This is a genomic window from Bradyrhizobium sp. CCBAU 51627, from assembly GCF_028128765.1.
In the GTDB taxonomy this organism is placed as follows: domain Bacteria; phylum Pseudomonadota; class Alphaproteobacteria; order Rhizobiales; family Xanthobacteraceae; genus Bradyrhizobium.
In genome coordinates, this window is the sequence record NZ_LBJG01000012.1 from 93,549 (window position 1) to 110,846 (window position 17,298).

A 17,298-nucleotide genomic window follows, 5' to 3' on the forward strand; every position below is an offset into this window, starting at 1 on the left:
TAACCTGAGCGCCACGATCGATGCCAACGGTCTGCTCACGGTCTCGGCGACCAACGACTATGCGTCCTCAACGCTCGGTTCCGCCGCTGCTGGTGGTACGATCGGCGGTACGCTCTCGACGAGCCAGACCTGGTCGAATGCGACCGCGCCGGTTGCTGATGCTGTTGCCCAGGCCACCCGTACCAACCTGGTGTCCCAGTACAACAACATCCTCACGCAGATCGACACGACCTCGCTGGACGCGTCCTTCAACGGCGTGAACCTGCTCAACGGCGACCAGCTCAAGCTGGTGTTCGACGAGACTGGCAAGTCGAACCTGAACATCACCGGCGTGACCTTCAACTCGAAGGGTCTGGGTCTGGCCGGCCTGGTGCAGGGCACCGACTTCATCGACAACGCGGCGACCAACAAGGTGCTGACCAACCTGAACAGTGCGTCGAGCACGCTGCGTTCGGAAGCCTCCACGCTGGGTTCGAACCTCTCGGTCGTGCAGGTTCGTCAGGATTTCAACAGGAACCTGATCAACGTGCTGCAGACCGGCTCGTCCAACCTGACGCTGGCCGACACCAACGAGGAAGCGGCCAACAGCCAGGCGCTGTCGACCCGCCAATCGATCGCGGTCTCCGCGCTCTCGCTGGCCAACCAGTCGCAGCAGAGCGTGCTCCAGTTGCTCCGCTAATAGCCGCTGGCATCGCAAAGCAAATGCAGCGGCGGGGCTTCGGCCCCGCCGCTTTCTTTTTGTGGCGGTCATTGAGAGGCGACTATCCCTTGGGCGAAAGGTAACCCTCCGTTATGGTTAACGGGGAGGAAACGCCAGGAAAAGCCGAGAAGTTTCAGGGAGATCATCATCCCGCGGGAAGGGGCTTCCGCCACGTTATGGTGAACCGGCGCTTGCGGTTCGCGAACAGATTTCACCCTTTGTTAGCCATGTCCCCGCAGGCTGCGCGTGTCACTCGATCCGAAGCGATCGAACGAAGACGCGTAAACCAGAAGGGTAAGAGTTATGTCCGGTATCGTTCTCTCTGCGTCGGTTCGCCAGAACCTGCTCTCTCTCCAGTCCACCGCCGACCTCCTCGCCACCACCCAGTCCCGTCTGTCGACCGGCAAGAAGGTGAACACGGCGCTGGACAACCCCACCAACTTCTTCACGGCACAGTCGCTCGATAACCGCGCCAGCGACATCAACAACCTGCTCGATGGCATCGCCAACGGCGTGCAGGTGCTGCAGGCCGCCAACACCGGCATCACCTCGCTGTCGAAGCTGCTCGACTCCGCCAAGTCGATCGCCAACCAGGCGCTGCAGACCACGGTCGGCTACTCCACCAAGTCGAACGTCTCGACCACGATCGCCGGCGCGACCGCGACCGACCTGCGCGGCACCACGACCTATTCCAGCACGACCGCGCTCTCCAACGTGCTGTTCTCCGGCGCTGCCGGCGGCACCACTGTTGCGACCGGCACGACGACGCTCGGTGGTGTCTCGGCTGCGCTGACCGGCGCAGCCGTCAAGGCCGGCGACGGCACGACGACTTTCGTCCCCACCTTGAAGCTCGCCGGTACGGCCGGCGCGGGCACCATCGCTGCCAACGGTGCACCTTCTGACGGCGAAACGCTGACCGTCGATGGTCATANCAACCTGTCGGCCACGATCGATGCCAACGGTCTGCTCACGGTCTCGGCGACCAACGACTATGCGTCCTCGACGATCGGATCTGCGATCGCTGGCGGCACGATCGGCGGCACGATCACGACCTCACTCACATGGACGAACGCGACCGCACCGACCGTCGATGCTGTTGCCCAGTCCACGCGCTCCAATCTGGTCGCGCAGTACAACAACATCCTGACGCAGATCGATACCACGTCGGTCGACTCGTCCTTCAACGGCGTGAACCTGCTCAACGGCGATCAGCTCAAGCTGGTGTTCGACGAGACTGGCAAGTCGAGCCTCAACATCACCGGCGTGACCTTCAACTCGAAGGGACTGGGTCTGGCCGGCCTGGTGCAGGGCACCGACTTCATCGACAACTCCGCGACCAACAGGGTGCTGACGAGCCTGAATGCGGCCTCGAGCACGCTGCGTTCGGAAGCCTCCACGCTGGGTTCGAATCTGTCGGTGGTGCAGGTGCGTCAGGACTTCAACAAGAACCTGATCAATGTGCTGCAGACCGGCTCGTCCAACCTGACGCTGGCCGACACCAACGAGGAAGCGGCCAACAGCCAGGCGCTGTCGACCCGCCAATCGATCGCGGTCTCCGCGCTCTCGCTGGCCAATACGTCGCAGCAGAGTGTGCTTCAGCTGCTCCGCTAAGTAGCTGATTCAAAATCATAAAAGAGAGCGGCGGGGCCTCGGCCCCGCCGCTTTTTTGTTGCGTCGTCTCGGCCTCTTGCTGCGTAACCCCGCATTAACCCTATCCCTTAAGTCGCCGTTAACCATACTTTAAAGGAGAGCCCCTAAGACTCTACCAAAGCCCGCTTTCCAGATCGGCGAGCCCGATTCGTATCCGGTTCAAGAGGAAGACCGCCAATGTCCAACATCGTTCTCTCGGCGTCCGTTCGTCAGAACCTGTTGTCGCTGCAATCAACGGCCGACCTGCTCGCCACCACCCAGTCCCGACTGTCGACCGGCAAGAAGGTCAACACGGCGCTGGACAATCCGACCAACTTCTTCACCGCGCAGGGCCTGGATAACCGGGCGAGCGACATCAGCAACCTGCTCGATGGCATCAACAACGGCGTGCAGGTGCTGCAGGCCGCCAACACCGGCATCACCTCGCTGCAGAAGCTGATCGACAGCGCCAAGTCGATCGCCAACCAGGCGCTCCAGACCACGGTCGGCTACTCGACCAAGTCGAACATCTCGACCACGATCCCCGGTGCGACGCCGGCGGATCTGCGCGGCACGACCAGCTACACCTATGCGACGGCGACCGGCAACGTCGTCACAAACGGTACCGCCGGCGGCACGACGCCGATCACCAGCGCGACCACGCTCGGCGGCATTTCGCAATCCCTGACCGGCTTTGCCGCTCCCGACGGTGCCGGCGGCGCGGCGAACCTTGCGCCGACTCTCACCCTGCTCGGCACGCCGAGCGCCAGCACCATCGCAACCAACGGCGCGCCTTCCGATGGCGATGTGCTGATCGTCGACGGCAAGACCATCACATTCAGGGCAGGGTCGGCACCGGCCGTGGCCTCCGTTCCGGCCGGCTCCGGCAAGAACAACAACGTCGTCACCGACGGCAACGGCAATTCCACCGTTTATCTCGGGACAAACGCAGCCCCGGCTGCGACCGTCCAGGACGTGATGGACGCGATCGATCTTGCCAGCGGCGTGCAGAAGGCGGCCATTACGGGTGGCACCGCAACGCTGTCGAACTCCTCCGGCGCCAATGCCTCGATCGGCGGTGGTCAGCTTACGCTCACCACGGGCACGGGCGCCGACCTCAGCATCACCGGCAAGGCCGACTTCCTCAAGGCGCTTGGTCTGACCTCCGCGACCGGCTCCGGCAACGTCAATGTGACCAAGGCGCGTCTCACGAACTCGACGACGTTGGGCACGCTGGTTCAGGACGGCTCCACGCTCAACGTCGACGGCAAGACCGTCAGCTTCAAGAATGCGGCCGTTCCTGCTGCCGCTCCGACGGGGTCGACCAAGATCGGCAACATCGTGACCGACAATAACGGCAACTCCGTCGTCTATCTCCAGGGCGCCTCCGTTCAGGACTCGCTGAATGCGATCGACCTGGCGTCGGGTGCCGGCATCGTCAGCAGCGGCGCCGTCGCCGCCGCCCCCGGTTCGTCCTTGTCCACGGTCGTCAACGGCGCTCTCAAGCTCAGCACCGGCACCACGGCGGATCTGTCGATCACCGGAACGGGCAACGCGCTGTCCGCGTTCGGCCTGACCGGTCCGACCGGCACCGGCACGGCCTTCACCGCCGGCCGCTCGCCGGGTCCGGGCAGCATTTCCGGCAAGACGCTGACCTTCACCTCCTTCAACGGCGGCACGCCCGTGAACGTCACCTTCGGCGACGGCACCAACGGCACCGTCAAGACGCTCGATCAGCTCAACAACCAGCTTCAGGCCAACCACCTGACCGCGACGATCGACGCCAACGGCGTGCTCACGATCACCACGGTCAACGAATACGCCTCCTCGACCCTCGGCTCGGCGACCGCCGGGGGCGTCGTCGGCGGCACGATCACCGGCACGGTTGCCTTCACCACCGCGCAGCCGCCGATCCAGGATCCCGTGGCGCAGACGGCGCGCTCCAATCTGGTCAACCAGTTCAACAACATCCTGGCGCAGATCGACACCACCTCGCAGGACGCTTCGTTCAACGGCGTCAACTTGCTCAATGGCGATACGCTCAAGCTCGTGTTCAACGAGACCGGCAGCTCCACGCTCGGCATCAACGGCGTGGTATTCAACGCGGCCGGCCTCGGCCTCAGCAACCTCGTCAACGGCGTCGACTTCATTGACAACGGCGCGACCAACAAGGTGCTCGCCAGCCTGAACGCCGCCTCCAGCACGCTGCGCTCGGAAGGGTCGGCGCTCGGCTCCAATCTCTCGATCGTGCAGGTGCGCCAGGACTTCTCCAAGAACCTGATCAACGTGCTGCAAACCGGCTCGTCCAACCTGACGCTCGCCGACACCAACGAGGAAGCTGCCAACAGCCAGGCGCTGTCGACCCGCCAGTCGATCGCGGTCTCCGCGCTCTCGCTGGCCAACCAGTCGCAGCAGAGCGTGCTCCAGCTGCTCCGCTAATTCGAAAGCGCAGAATCGAATCTCGAGACAGAACGGCGGAGCTAATGCTCCGCCGTTCTTTTGAGGGAGTTCGCTAAGATTGAATTAGCTGAGATCGATGCACATGATGCAGTGCAAGTTTACAGCATGCGTCTCGCACATCTATTCTCGCGCTCGCGATGCATTCTGCGACCCGTAATTATGCGGAGTGCTTCCAAGCGCACACGTAAGCAAATCTTAAGCGGTGATGCATAGGGTTGGGAAAGAAATCCTTAAGCCTGTTCAACGGGCTAGGAAGCTTCCAAGGTGTGATTGATGTCGAACTCTGCTGCCTCGGCCTACGCGCGTGTTGCAACGACTACTGCATCTCCTCGCGACATCGAGGCGCAGACCCTGCTGAAGGCCGCTAACAAGCTTCAGGACGCGGTCAACAATGCCGACCCATTCAGCGAGCAAACGACCCAGGCTCTGATGTTCAATCGCAAGCTCTGGACGATCTTTCTCAGCGAAGCGATGCGCGACAACAATCCCCAGCCGGTCGACGTCCGGCAGAAGATCGCCAACATCAGCGTGTTCGTGCTGAGCCAGACCGCGGCGCTGCAGATGAGCCCGCAGTTCGATCACTTCCGCCCACTGATCGAGATCAACCGCAACATCGCTGCCGGATTATCCGGCCGGCCGTGACGTATCGCGCAACCGGCTCGAGCTATCTCGACACAGCTCCAGCCTTTGCTCGACAGCTGATCCGGTTGACGACTTAGGCGCTGAGGTCCGTGTTGAGCGGGCGCGAGGGCTCCGACTTCAAATCCAATGCGTGGAAATAGGCTCGTCGGCGCAGCATTGCCTCGTCGGGGAACTGGTCGACCACCGCCTCGGTCTTGTCGTTGACGATCTGGAACACCATGGACGCGGCCGCCTGGTCGAAGATGACCTGGCGCGAGATGTTCTCGTTGCTCTGCAGATCATTGCGCACGGGCGCGCTGGTATCGCTTGCCGCGACCGTCTGGCTCACGGGCAAATCGGCTTGCACGGCATCGTTCGCCGCCGAATTCGACGTCGTCACGAACTGGGTGGGCGCCGGGATCCCCACCGGCCTGATGCTGAAATCTGTACTCATGGCAGCCTCCTGGTTGCCTCGTCTGAGTCAAATCCCAACCCCTCTCAATGCGCAACCATGGAACACCAGGATTGAACACCCGGTTAGGAAACGTGCCTAACCGCGCGACGCTTTTGTCGCACGGGTTTTCGTAAAATTGGAATCAGTTTCTTCGAGCGCGCTCAGAGCGAGCGGCTGACCGCGAGCGGTGTGATATGGCGCGGCCCCGGAGCCGCACGTCGTCCCGCCGCGGTATAAGTGTTCGGCACGTTGCGCTTCTGGATCTCGGCGTTGACGCCGCGCACGACGCTTTCGGAGACCGCGTGCGCGGTCGCGAGCACGGTGAGATTGACCTGGAGCATGGCGCGGAAGGCATCGTGATGGCGATGCAGCGTCGAGAGCAACTCGGGCGCGGATTTCGCAAGCTTGTCCTGGTTCGCCTTCAGCTGGCCGACGGCGCCGACGTAGCGCCGCGACAGCTCCTGCTTCTGGCCTTCCATCATCATCGCCTCGCGGACCTTGCCGGCGCGGACCAGCTCGGTCTCGCGTTCGATCAGGCCGAGCAGGGCGCTCATCGCGTCCATCAGATTTTCCGCGAGCTTGCGCGCCTCGGCGCTGCCGGGCGTGTTGTTCGCTCGCTGCGCAGGCATCTGCTGACGTGAGGCGTTGAAATGGTTCATCTCGAATGGACCTTATGCCGTACGAAGAGTGGTCTTGGCCTGCTGCATGATCAGGGTGCGGTAGACGTCGCGGGCGACGCCGACACCGCCGGCGCTGGCGAAGTTCTTGGAGTATTGCTCGGTCAGCATCGAACGCCACACGCCGGTGCCCGGCGTATCGCCGAAGGGGCCCTCGCCCTTCAGGCCCGAGGTCATCTGCGCGAACATGCTGTTGAGGAACATGCCCTCGAAATCGGTGGCGGTCTTTTGCGCCTTGGCCTGCTGCTGCGGCGAGACCTTCTGAAGCGCGGCGGCGAGTTCGAAGTCGGGCCGGCCGTTGCGGCTTTCCACGGAGAACGCGGGGTTCGAGGAGAGGGTCGCGGTGGAGAGGCGCGCGGTGTTGAGCATGCCGGTCTGCATCACATCACCTCGATGTCGGCTTCGATCGCACCGGCGGCCTTGATCGCCTGGAGGATGCTGATGAGGTCGCGCGGGCCGATGCCGAGGCCGTTGAGGCCGTCGACGAGCTGCTGGAGCGAGACGCCGTCCTTGACGAGGGCGAGCTTCTTGCCGTCTTCGGTGACGCCGACGCTGGAGCGCGGGGTGACCACGGTCCGACCCCGCGACAGCGGATTGGGCTGGCTCACCTGCGGGCTTTCGGAGATCGTGACCGTCAGATTGCCCTGTGCGACCGCAACGGTCGCGACACGGACGTCGCGGCCCATTACGATGATGCCCGAGCGTTCGTCGATCACGATCTTGGCGGCGAGGTCCGGATCGACCTGAAGCTGCTCAATCTCGGTCAGGAACGCGACGACGTTGCCCTTGAACTCCGGCGGGATCGAAAGCTGCACCGTCGAGGGATCGATCGGCTCGGCGGACTTGACGCCGAGGTAGTCGTTGATGGCCGCCGCAATGCGCTTGGCGGTGGTGAAGTCCGCGTTGCGCAGCGCGAGCCGCACGTTCGGCAGGCGGTTCAGCGCGAACTCGATCTCGCGCTCGATGATGGCACCGTTGGCGATGCGGCCGACGGTCGGAACGCCGCGGACGATCTTGGCCGCTTCACCCTCGGCCTGGAAGCCGGAGATCGCGAGCGAGCCCTGCGCCACCGCATAGACGTTGCCGTCGGCGCCGAGCAGAGGGGTGACGAGCAGGGTGCCGCCGCGCAGATCCTTGGCATCGCCAAGAGCGGACACGGTGACGTCCATGCGCGTGCCTTGCGTCGCGAAGGCCGGCAGATTGCCTGTGACCATCACGGCGGCGACGTTGCCGGTACGGATGGTGGCGCCGCGGATGTTGACACCCATGCGTTCGAGCATCGCTTGCAGCGACTGCTTGGTGAAGGGAATGTTGTTGAGGGTGTCGCCGGTGCCGTTGAGGCCGACGACGAGGCCATAGCCGATGAGCTGGTTCTGCCGAACGCCCTCGATATTGGCGAGGTCCTTGATGCGCGAGGTCGCGCTGGCGGATGCGACCGACAGCACCAGCGCTGACAGCGTGGCGCAGGCCACTCCAACAATCCTCACCCAACGAACGCCTGGCATCCCATGCTCCCCAAGGCTCCTCAAAGAGCCTCCCCACATCTCGGACCGTCTGCGACACTCCCATGACGAGCTGGTCCGACGCTTTCCTTGCGAGGGCTGTGCCAACGTGGGGCGGCGGAGGTAGGTTATTGAATGGGTTGAATAAATCCCTTTCGATCCGCGCTAACCGACGTTCGCCTTAGGGAGCGAAACTGCCGCCTCCCGGCAGATTTTGCCGGGCCGTTTACGCCCCGTTAACCATAAAGCGGCGAATGTGGCGCAACGATCACCCGGATTGCTTCCATGCGCATCTACGGACCGAATGGCACCACGCTTGGGACGCCGGCCAGCCAGGCCAGGCGAACGAGCTCCGGCACCTTCGTGCTGCCGGACACGTCGTCGGCGCAGGAGACGCGGAGCGCTGCCGCGCCGAAGGCGACCGCCAACATCGATGGACTGCTTGCCCTGCAAGGCATCGAGGAAGATCCGATCGAGCGCCGCAAGCGCTCGGTCGCCCGCGGCAAGACCGCGCTCGACGTGCTCGACGATCTCAAGATGGGACTTCTCTCCGGCAATCTCGACAAGTCGACCGTGTTGCGGCTGCGCGACGCAGCGGCGAATTTGAAATCGTCCTCCGGCGATCCCGGTCTGGATTCCGTGCTGTCGGAGATCGAACTGCGTGTCGAGGTCGAGCTGGCTAAGGCCGGGCAGGGCTGAGGCGTACGTTCTTCTCGATCGACTGTAAAAGCTTTCTCGTCGTCGCCCGGCTTGCCGCCTTTGCCGAAGCTTCGGCGTGCCGAGCGCGCGTGTAGGCCTCGGCGTAGCCTTGGCGGAGCCGGGACCGGGCGACCCAGTATTCCAGAGACAGTCATTGTTGAACCGAGAAGCCGCGGCGTACTGGATGCCCCGGTCAAGCCGTGGCATGACAGCGGAGCTTGCTGTACCGCTGCGCCCTCTCGCAACAGCATCCTACGCCGCTTCCTCTTTCTGTTGCGCGTCGTAGCGGCGCTGGGCGGCGAGCACGTCCTTCAGATTCTCCTCGGCCCAATCGCGTAGCGGATCGACTGCGGCGGCGAGTGTCAGGCCGAGCTGCGTGATCGAATATTCGACCGTCACCGGCACGGTGGCGATGGCGCGGCGCTTGAGCAGACCGTCGCGCTCGAGCGACTTGAGAACCTGGCTCAGCATCTTCTGCGAGATGCCTTCAATCGTGCGACGCAACTGATTGAAGCGCATCGGCTCCTCGCGCAGCAGCAACAGGATCAGCACGGCCCATTTGTCGCCGACCCGATCGAGGATCTGGCGCGTCGGGCATTCGGCTGCATAGACATTCGGTTTCATCTCAGTCCCTCGTGCTCGCTTGAGCCCACCGGTTACTCCTGCGTAATCAGGTAAGCACAAAGTGCTCTCTTAACACCAGCATTCTTTGCGATATCTAGTTACCATTGGTTACTATAGAAGCGAAGGAGCCTTCGATGAAAATCGCAGTTGCCGGTGCCTCGGGCAGAGCCGGTTCGGAGATCACCAAGGAACTGTCCCGCCGCGGCCATGCGGTGACGGCCATTGCCCGGAACCCCGAGAAGATTGCCGCACTGCCAAGCGTCACGCCGACAAAGGGGGATGTGCTCGACCAGGCTGGCCTAGCCAAGCTCTGGGCCGGGCATGACGCTGCGGTGAGTTCCGTGCACTTCCTGGCCAGTGATCCGATGAAGCTGATCGGCGCCGCCAAGGATTCGAAGGTCGGGCGTTATCTGGTCGTCGGCGGCGCCGGCAGTCTTGAGGTCACCCCCGGCGTCAAGCTGGTTACAACCCCCGGTTTTCCGGCCCAATACAAGGCCGAAGCGGAGGCAGGTGGGGTCTTTCTCGACCTGTTGCGGCAGGAAAAGGACCTGAACTGGACCTTCCTCTCGCCCTCGGCGCTGTTTGTCGAGGACACGCGCACGGGTAAGTTCCGGCTCGGCACCGACCAGCTTCTCGCAGATGCGAACGGCAAGAGCTGGATCAGCTTTGCCGATTACGCCATTGCGCTCGCCGACGAGATCGAGAAGCCGGCCCACTCGAGGCAGCGCTTCACGGTCGGATACTAGGCTTTTCACGGCCCCCGGGCCCACCAGGATAAACGTTCCTGTGCAAGGGCTTGGGGGCGCTAACCGCGCCATTAAGGAAATATTGTCTGTCACAGGAGGCCACTATATAAGGCCCGGCTCAACGGACCTCGTTCCGTTCGCGAGTCGTTGCTTAAGAAGATAGGCCGCCCTTGGAAAAGTTGAAAAACTACCGACCGACCGACAAAGAGCCTTTCATGAACGACCGGCAGAAGGAGTACTTCCGTTTGAAGCTCCTCGCCTGGAAGGATGAGATCCTCAAAGAGTCCAAGCTCACCCTGCAGGCCCTGCAGGAGGAGAACGTGAACCACCCCGATCTGGCCGATCGGGCATCGTCCGAAACCGACCGTGCTATCGAACTCCGCGCCCGCGACCGCCAGCGCAAGTTGATCGCCAAGATCGACGCCGCGCTCCAGCGCATCGAGGACAATACCTACGGCTATTGCGAGGAAACCGGCGAGCCGATCTCGTTGAAGCGGCTCGAGGCCCGGCCCATCGCAACGCTCTCGGTGGAAGCGCAGGAGCGCCACGAGAAACGCGAGAAGGTCTACCGCGACGAATAAAGTCCGAGCCGCAGCGATGCGGCTCTTTGTTTTTGGGCTCACGGTGCCGCTTGAGCGCCGCCGGTTTGGCGCGTAAATTCGCGCCGCCATGATGATTTGCACCCTCAACATCGCTTCGGTTTTCTTCCTGGGCTGATCCCGCTTCCGAACGGAAGCGCTGATCGACCCCGCTGGCGTTCGCGCGCGGGCTTCCAGTGAACCGAATGAGCCGGCCAGGTTCCGCATGTGCGCCGACGCGGATCAGGGTCGGCTCGCACATGCCGATGGCGCGTTAACTGGCACCTGCGGGCGAGGCCGGATGGTCGCGCATGGTCTTGGACGAGATGGGGGCCGATTGCCCGCTCGCACTGGCGACCGGCGAAGCTGGAACGGTTTATCTGTGTCACCCTTTCCTGGTGCATGCTGCGCAGAAGCATCGCGGAAAGACGCCGCGCTTCATGGCGCAGCCGGATCTGCCTCCGGCCGAACCGTACCGGCTCGACCGAGCCGATGGCAGCTATTCGCCGGTCGAGATCGCGATCCGGATGGCGCTTGGCCTCGTCTGAGGCGCGCAAGCTCGGTTTCGCCATGTCGTGGCGGCGGCTCAGTCGCCCCGACATGTCCCTCATCTTCGCGATGGCGAAACGCGAATCGCGATCAATGACGTAGAGGCCACTCCTACAAGCTCACGTGAGTTCGCATGAGAAACAGCATCCACTTCAGGTGCAGGGAGGTTTTGCGAGTCGCATCAAAGAGATCGACTCGGATGCTGAGAGTCTGATCCAGCAGCATCATGCTTTGCTGCAATCAGGCCTCATGCGGCGCTGCAACGCGCGCGTCTCCATAAAGCCTGGACCAGCTCAATATTTCCTTAAACGCCGGCAGCAGGCCGTAAGCCGCCTCCGTCAGCTCGTACTCGACCCGCAATGGACGGATTCCGCTGCTGCAGGCGGTGGTGCCGATGCTCGGACATATCAGGCATTCCACCAGCGCCAAGGCGAGGTCGGTGCTCGGCTGGCAGCCCCGTTCCAACGATGAAGCGATCCTTGCCACGGCCGAAAGCCTGATCCGGCTCGGCCTGGTCCCGGCGTGAGGTCGCACGCCGCCCGCTTGTCAGGCCGGGGCGGGGATGCTGAAGTGTCGCCCTCGTTTGCGATTGCGTAGCGTGGGAGGCGGCGCCGATGGACAAAATTCTCGAAGCCGCAAAGGCGATCGCGCTGGCGCGCCGCAATCATGCGCCGCTCGCGCCGCTGAAACATCCGCCTGATGACGAGGCCGAGGGCTACCAGGTCCAGCGCGCGGTGCACGATCTCCTGCTGCAGCATGTTGGGCCGCTCGTTGGTTACAAGATCGGCTGCACCAGCCAGGTGATGCAGGACTATATCGGCATCCCGCATCCCTGCGGCGGCGGCGTGTTCCAGAAGGGTGTGCACGACAGCGGCGTCAAGCTCGCGGCTGCCGACTATGTCCGCGTCGGCGTCGAGTGCGAGATCGCGGTGCGGCTGAAGCGCAACCTCGCCGCCGGCGAGGCGCCATTCACGGCCGAATGGGTCGGCGAGGCCGTCGAGGCCTATCATCCTGCCATCGAGATCGTCGACGACCGCTATGTGAAGTGGGAGACGATGGGCGCGCCGAGCTTGATCGCCGACGATTTCTTCGCCGCCGGCTGCGTGCTGGGCCGGGCGGTGCCGCGCTCGTCGGTGCCGGACCTGAAGGCGGTCAAGGGCCACGCGCTCGTCAACGGCGAGGAGGTCAGCCAGGGCACCGGCGCCGACGTGCTCGGCCATCCCCACAACGCCCTCGCCTGGCTCGCCAACCACCTCGCCGCCGAAGGCAAGGGCCTGCATGCCGGACAGCTCGTATTGACAGGCAGCCTGGTGAAGACGCTGTGGCTGAAGGCCGGTGACAAGGTGCGGATGGAACTGGACGGGTTGGGCGTGGTGGAGGCGGAGTTCACGTAACGACATCTCGGCGTCATTGCGAGGAGCCCTTGCGACGAAGCAATCCAGAGTCTTTCCGCGGTGGCAGTCTGGATTGCTTCGCTTCGCTCGCACAGCAATGACGGAGCGGGAGGCGGCAGCGTCGATCCGGTTGCGCGGACCTGACTCGCAAACGCAACGATACCACCGCCAAAAATACATGCGGCCCTCGCCAGGGGAGCTAGCGAGGGCCGCGTAGTACACCGTCGTTCGCGCCTAGGTTCGCGAACACGATGTGGGAGCTCGGGAGAAACTTAGAAGGGCAGCAGCACGTCCATGACTTGCTGGCCGTAACGCGGCTGCTGCACGTCCGTGATCTGGCCGCGGCCGCCATAGGCGATGCGGGCCTGCGCGATCTTGCTGGAATCGATTGTGTTGTCGCTCTGGATGTCCTCGGGGCGGACGATGCCGGCGACCACGAGCTCGCGGATCTCGAAATTCACGCGGATCTCCTGCTTGCCTTCGACCACGAGATTGCCGTTCGGCAGCACCTGGGTCACGACGGCGGCGACGTTGGTCTGCAAGGCTTCCTTGCGGTCGACGCTACCTTTGCCCTCGCTGGAAGCAGTGGAGTCGGCGGTGAGAATTCGGCCGGGCAGGATCTTGTTGGCCTGGGTAATGGTCTTCGCGCCGATGAAATCCGTGATGCCCGAGTCTTCCTTGTTGGAGCGGCTGCGCTGCGTATCGTTCTCGATATTGGCCTTGTCGGTGATGTTCACGGTCACGGTCAGGAGATCGCCGACCTGATGGGCGCGCTGGTCCTTGAAGAAGGCGCGGCTGCCGTTGCGCCACAGCGAGTTCGGATTGTAGGAGGCGACCTCCGGCTTCGGCATCGGCATCTGCACCGGCTTGTAGCCGGGCTGCGTTGTCGGATTGTCGATCGCCGACAGCTTTGGTTGCTCGCCGATCTGCGACAGCCGGTCGATCGATGAGCAGCCGCTCGCGAGCGCGCAAGTGGCGAGCAGCAGGCCGGAGAGCGCGAGGCGACGGAGACGGGGAGCCGAACTGAAAGCGGACATGACGAACTCTTACTTGGCTTGAGCTTGCGAGACGCGAGATTGCGGGATCTGGGCTTCCGCAATCCGGGCCGGCGAGGCGGGCGCCTGGACCAGGTTGCGGAGGAGGGCAGCGGTGTCGACGGGGGCGGGCGCTTCGTCGCGCTTGAGAGAAGATGTCTGCTCGACGGCAGGGGCCATCGGCGCGGACTGGCTCGCGCCCTGCACGGTCACCTGGCCGCGGCCGGTGACGATGCCGGTCAGCGTGCGCTTGGTCTGCAGATTGAGCACGCTCACGGTGTCGCCCTCGGCGCCGCTCTCGATCGCCTTGCCGCGGGTGGTGAGATAAATCCCAGGGACCTGGTAGATGACGGTGACGCTCTGGTCGCGCGACACGAATTCCGGCTTGGCGATGTCGGCGACGCGGATCGGCGCGCCGGCACGCATCGCCCGTCGCAGCTGCATGCCAACCGCTCGCTCGCGCAGCGCGGGCTCGCCTATCACCTCCGCCTTCGGCCGGCGCTCCTGGGCGAGGTCGGAGGATTTCAGCACTTCGCTGCGATCGATGTCGCGGGTCAGGACGGCGACCTCGACGGTCTCGATCGCGGTGCCGGTCATGCGCAGTTTGGTCGGAACCGGATTGCTGTCGTTGCTGATCTCGAAGGCGATGTCGAAGCGGCCGCCGCGAGCGTCGTAGCGAGTCGCGACCGCCTGCAGCACGCCGGTGTTGGAGGCGTCGAGCCGCATGTCCGAGATGCCGCGGTCGAAGGTGATCGCGATGTTGGCGGCATCGCCCAGGCCGAAGCGATGCTCGAGCGCTGAGGCGACCGCGTTTTCGAGATCCTTGCTCGCGATCGTGCGAGCAAGGCGGGTGACCTGGACTTCCTTGATGTCGCCGGTCATCACGCCGATCACCTGCTTGGCGCGGAGCACGCTCAGGACCTGGGCGACCGGCAGCGCGCCGGTGGTGCCGAGATCGGGCGAGCGATAGACCGGGATCAGCGCGGCCGAGCCGGCATTGTCGATGAGGTCGCCGACCCGCACCACGTCGGAGGTGACGGTAATGTTGGCGCGCAGCGTCGGCGCTGCGATGCCGTCGTCGGCGGCCTGCGCCGGCAGGACCAGCGCGAGCAGGGCGGCGATTGTGAGAAATGCGGTGCGGATCATCATCATCACTCAGCGGAACAGCGCCGTGGTCGATTGCATCATCTGGTCGGCGGCGCTGATGACCTTGGCGTTCATTTCATAGGCACGCTGCGCAGCGATCAGGTCGCTCATCTCCGAGACGACGTCGACATTGGCCTGCTCGAGGCTGCCTTGGGTGATCTTGCCGTAGCCCTCGGAGTTCGCGGTGCCGTCCTGCGGCGTGCCTGACGAGGTCGTTTCGACGAACTGGTTGCTGCCGACCGGCTGAAGGCCGGCCTTGTTGATGAAACGGGTCAAGCCGATCTGGCCGAGAACGGTGTTGGTCGACGAGCCCGGCAGGGTCACGGTCACCTGGCCCTGCTCGTTGACGGTGATGCCCGAGGCATTGTTCGGGATCGTGATGGTCGGCTGCACCGGGTTGCCTTGCGCGGTGACGACGCGGCCCTGATTGTCCATCTGGAACGTGCCGTCGCGGGTGTACTGGTAGGTGCCGTCGGGCATCAGGATCTTGAAGAAGCCTTCGCCCGAGATCGCGAGGTCGAGGTCGTTGCCCGTCTGTGACAGCGTGCCCTGGGTCATGCTGCGCGGCGTACCGACGGTCTTGACGCCGCCGCCGATGTCGACACCGACAGGCAGGATGGTGCCCTGGTCGGAGGCCTGGGCGCCGACACGGCGGATGTGCTCGTAGATCAGGTCCTGGAACGCCGCGGTCTGCTTCTTGAAGCCGGTGGTGCGCAGGTTGGCGATGTTGTTGGAGATCACCTGAACGTTCAGTTCCTGTGCCGCCATTCCGGTCGCTGCGGTGTGAAGCGCCTGCATGTCAGTTCTCCCTCAATCAGGCCGGAACGTCGGCGAGCTTCTCGATCGCCGATTTGTGGAGGTCGCTCTGCTGCTGGAGCAGATTGGCAATCGCGGTGTAGCTGCGCATCACCTCGACCATGCGGCTCATCTCGACGACCGAGTTCACGTTCGACTTCTCGACGTAGCCCTGCTGCAGGGTGGATTTGGTATCGGGCCGCTGGGTGGCGGAGCCTGTGTCATAGAGATTGGCGCCGAGCTTGATCAGCTTGGCCGGATCGTCGAACGTCACCATGCGAATCTTGCCGCGGATCGAGTCGGTCTTGGCCGTGCCCTCCAGCACCGTCACGGTGCCGTCGGGGGCGACGTTGATGTCGTGGTCGGTCGGCTGGAACACGATCGGACCGGCCGTGCCGAGCACGAGATTGCCGTCCGAGGTCATGAGCTGGCCGGTGCTGCTGAGCGCGAACTTGCCGTCGCGGGTGTAGCGCTCGGCGCCATTGACCTGCACGGCGAAAAAGGCGTTGCCGCTGATCGCCATGTCGAGGGGGTTGTTGGTCGCCTCCATCGGCCCCTGGCCGACGTCGCGGTAGGTGCCGCGGTCCTGCACATAGGAGACCCGGCGGTCGGAGCCGATGAAATTGTCCTCATGCGCGTTCGAGTTGAGATACTCCTCGAACAGCGAATGGTCGGCCTTGAAGCCGTTGGTGTTGACGTTGGCGACGTTGTTGGCGATGACATCCATCTGCCGTTCCAACGTCATCTGCCGTGACAAGCCGACCAGAAGCGCATTCTGCATCGGTTAATCTCCCCTGCGTGAGTTCAGCCATTTCGCTCTCCCAAGCGCCTTGGCCGATCCCGTGAACGAGGCCGTCGGGTTCTCCCAAACCGTGCGGTCTCGGTCCTCTCTCAGCGAAAGCCGTGCCAACTCGAAAAGTACTGTAATTACAATTGGTTGGCTATTTTTCAGCGTTCCCGACGGGAGGCAGAAAGGTTCTGTTAGCCATGTTTGCCCGGCAGATTTTTCCTAGCGGAAGCCTAATGGAAAGGTTCCGTTAACCATTATTACCGTAGCGTTTGCGCTTAAGAGGAGCGCATCGCGCCGGGACATTTGTATCGCGTCACCGTCTGTCAGGAGGCTTCGCCCTTTCGATTCCATTTGAGATGAGCGAGCCGGGACGACCATGGCAGAGAATGAAGCGGAAGGCGGCGCAGCCACTGAGGGCGCCGAAGCTGCTCCGCCGAAGAACAAGCTCAAGCTCATCATCATGGCGGTCGGCCTGCTCGCCGTCCTTGGCGGCGGCGCCGCGACCTGGTTCTTCTTCTTCCGTCACGGCGACGAGGAGCATCATGCCGAGGCGGCGCCTCCGCCGAAGCCGCCGGCCTTCGTCGAGGTGCCCGACATGATGGTCAACCTCGCCGGCGCGCCCGGCGAGCGCGTGCAATATCTCAAGCTCAAGATCGTGCTCGAGCTGAAGGAAGAGAAGCAGATCGAGGCGATCAAGCCGTCGATGCCGCGGGTCACCGACATCTTCCAGACCTATGTGCGCGAGCTCCGCTCCTCAGACCTGAATGGCTCGGCCGGCATCTTCCGGCTCAAGGAGGAGCTGACCAAACGCGTCAATGCCGCGGTCGCGCCGATCCAGGTCAGCGCGGTGCTGTTCAAGGAAGTCGTGCTCCAGTGAGGATGCTGCGGAAGGGTACGGGC

At 63.5% G+C, this 17,298-nt stretch carries 18 protein-coding genes and 3 pseudogenes; 11 read left to right on the forward strand and 10 right to left on the reverse strand.

What is annotated here, in order from left to right; genetic code table 11:
* From XH88_RS07150 to flaF, 4 genes are all read left to right on the forward strand, one after another.
* On the forward strand, window positions 1-679 hold a 679-nt coding region (locus XH88_RS07150; protein ID WP_271614702.1), incomplete at its 5' end, for a flagellin.
* 324 nt (window positions 680-1,003) lie between these two features.
* Window positions 1,004-2,311, forward strand: coding sequence for a flagellin N-terminal helical domain-containing protein (locus XH88_RS07155; RefSeq protein WP_271614703.1), 1,308 nt, complete (start codon window positions 1,004-1,006; stop codon window positions 2,309-2,311).
* Window positions 2,312-2,527: 216 nt separating this feature from the next.
* Window positions 2,528-4,768, forward strand: a complete 2,241-nt coding sequence (locus XH88_RS07160) for a DUF1522 domain-containing protein (protein WP_271614704.1) — start codon at window positions 2,528-2,530, stop codon at window positions 4,766-4,768.
* Window positions 4,769-5,062: 294 nt separating this feature from the next.
* Window positions 5,063-5,431, forward strand: coding sequence for a flagellar biosynthesis regulator FlaF (flaF, locus tag XH88_RS07165; protein ID WP_271614705.1), 369 nt, complete (start codon window positions 5,063-5,065; stop codon window positions 5,429-5,431).
* Window positions 5,432-5,504: 73 nt separating this feature from the next.
* Here flaF and XH88_RS07170 read toward each other — a convergent pair whose 3' ends face one another.
* The 4 genes from XH88_RS07170 to XH88_RS07185 all read right to left on the reverse strand — a co-directional run bounded on the left by XH88_RS07170 (window position 5,505) and on the right by XH88_RS07185 (window position 8,046).
* On the reverse strand, window positions 5,505-5,864 hold the full coding sequence (locus XH88_RS07170; protein ID WP_271614706.1) for a hypothetical protein: 360 nt from the start codon (window positions 5,862-5,864) through the stop codon (window positions 5,505-5,507).
* A gap of 161 nt (window positions 5,865-6,025) precedes the next feature.
* Window positions 6,026-6,523: a hypothetical protein gene (locus tag XH88_RS07175; RefSeq protein ID WP_271614707.1), complete on the reverse strand. Its 498-nt coding sequence runs from the start codon at window positions 6,521-6,523 to the stop codon at window positions 6,026-6,028.
* A gap of 12 nt (window positions 6,524-6,535) precedes the next feature.
* Window positions 6,536-6,922, reverse strand: a complete 387-nt coding sequence (gene flgJ / locus XH88_RS07180) for a flagellar assembly peptidoglycan hydrolase FlgJ (RefSeq protein WP_271614708.1) — start codon at window positions 6,920-6,922, stop codon at window positions 6,536-6,538.
* Window positions 6,922-8,046: a flagellar basal body P-ring protein FlgI gene (locus XH88_RS07185; RefSeq protein WP_271614709.1), complete on the reverse strand. Its 1,125-nt coding sequence runs from the start codon at window positions 8,044-8,046 to the stop codon at window positions 6,922-6,924. Before XH88_RS07185 ends, flgJ begins: the two co-directional genes overlap by 1 nt.
* Window positions 8,047-8,328: 282 nt before the next feature.
* Here XH88_RS07185 and XH88_RS07190 point away from each other — a divergent pair, with 282 nt between their 5' ends.
* Window positions 8,329-8,742 (forward strand): flagellar assembly protein FliX, encoded by a 414-nt coding sequence (locus tag XH88_RS07190; RefSeq protein WP_271614710.1) that lies wholly within the window; start codon window positions 8,329-8,331, stop codon window positions 8,740-8,742.
* Window positions 8,743-8,994: 252 nt separating this feature from the next.
* On the opposite strand, the gene XH88_RS07195 is transcribed toward XH88_RS07190, so the two are convergent.
* Window positions 8,995-9,366 (reverse strand): winged helix-turn-helix transcriptional regulator, encoded by a 372-nt coding sequence (locus XH88_RS07195; protein ID WP_271614711.1) that lies wholly within the window; start codon window positions 9,364-9,366, stop codon window positions 8,995-8,997.
* A gap of 134 nt (window positions 9,367-9,500) precedes the next feature.
* On the opposite strand from XH88_RS07195, the gene XH88_RS07200 reads away from it, so the two are divergent.
* The 3 genes and pseudogenes from XH88_RS07200 to XH88_RS07210 form a co-directional block, all read left to right on the forward strand.
* The gene (locus XH88_RS07200) at window positions 9,501-10,112 is read left to right on the forward strand and encodes an NAD(P)-dependent oxidoreductase (RefSeq protein WP_271614712.1); all 612 of its coding nucleotides are present in this window, start codon (window positions 9,501-9,503) and stop codon (window positions 10,110-10,112) included.
* A 215-nt stretch (window positions 10,113-10,327) separates the two neighbouring features.
* Window positions 10,328-10,693, forward strand: coding sequence for an RNA polymerase-binding protein DksA (gene dksA, locus XH88_RS07205; RefSeq protein WP_085966600.1), 366 nt, complete (start codon window positions 10,328-10,330; stop codon window positions 10,691-10,693).
* Between the two features lie 215 nt (window positions 10,694-10,908).
* Window positions 10,909-11,238 (forward strand): annotated as a pseudogene (locus XH88_RS07210) (phytanoyl-CoA dioxygenase); the annotation flags it as partial.
* A gap of 241 nt (window positions 11,239-11,479) precedes the next feature.
* Here XH88_RS07210 and XH88_RS39175 read toward each other — a convergent pair.
* Window positions 11,480-11,605, reverse strand: a pseudogene (locus tag XH88_RS39175) (winged helix-turn-helix transcriptional regulator); the annotation flags it as partial.
* Between XH88_RS39175 and XH88_RS07215 the strand changes: the two are divergent.
* Window positions 11,604-11,765, forward strand: a pseudogene (locus tag XH88_RS07215) (aldehyde reductase); the annotation flags it as partial. The pseudogenes XH88_RS39175 and XH88_RS07215 sit on opposite strands and share 2 nt — an antisense overlap.
* 88 nt (window positions 11,766-11,853) lie before the next feature.
* Window positions 11,854-12,633 (forward strand): 2-keto-4-pentenoate hydratase, encoded by a 780-nt coding sequence (locus tag XH88_RS07220; protein ID WP_271614714.1) that lies wholly within the window; start codon window positions 11,854-11,856, stop codon window positions 12,631-12,633.
* 272 nt (window positions 12,634-12,905) lie between these two features.
* Here the strand turns inward: XH88_RS07220 and flgH are convergent, their stop codons facing one another.
* From flgH to flgF, 4 genes are read right to left on the reverse strand one after another with little or no spacing between them, the layout of a single operon-like run.
* Window positions 12,906-13,670, reverse strand: a complete 765-nt coding sequence (gene flgH, locus XH88_RS07225) for a flagellar basal body L-ring protein FlgH (RefSeq protein ID WP_271614715.1) — start codon at window positions 13,668-13,670, stop codon at window positions 12,906-12,908.
* 9 nt (window positions 13,671-13,679) lie between these two features.
* Window positions 13,680-14,813, reverse strand: a complete 1,134-nt coding sequence (gene flgA / locus XH88_RS07230; protein WP_271614716.1) for a flagellar basal body P-ring formation chaperone FlgA — start codon at window positions 14,811-14,813, stop codon at window positions 13,680-13,682.
* 9 nt (window positions 14,814-14,822) lie between these two features.
* The gene (gene flgG / locus XH88_RS07235; protein WP_271614717.1) at window positions 14,823-15,611 is read right to left on the reverse strand and encodes a flagellar basal-body rod protein FlgG; all 789 of its coding nucleotides are present in this window, start codon (window positions 15,609-15,611) and stop codon (window positions 14,823-14,825) included.
* A gap of 16 nt (window positions 15,612-15,627) precedes the next feature.
* A complete protein-coding gene (gene flgF / locus XH88_RS07240; RefSeq protein WP_271614718.1) occupies window positions 15,628-16,389 on the reverse strand; it encodes a flagellar basal-body rod protein FlgF in 762 nt (253 codons plus the stop codon).
* Window positions 16,390-16,774: 385 nt separating this feature from the next.
* Between flgF and fliL the strand changes: the two genes are divergently transcribed.
* Window positions 16,775-17,275: a flagellar basal body-associated protein FliL gene (gene fliL, locus XH88_RS07245; protein ID WP_271614719.1), complete on the forward strand. Its 501-nt coding sequence runs from the start codon at window positions 16,775-16,777 to the stop codon at window positions 17,273-17,275.
* The last annotated feature ends 23 nt before the right edge of the window (window positions 17,276-17,298 follow it).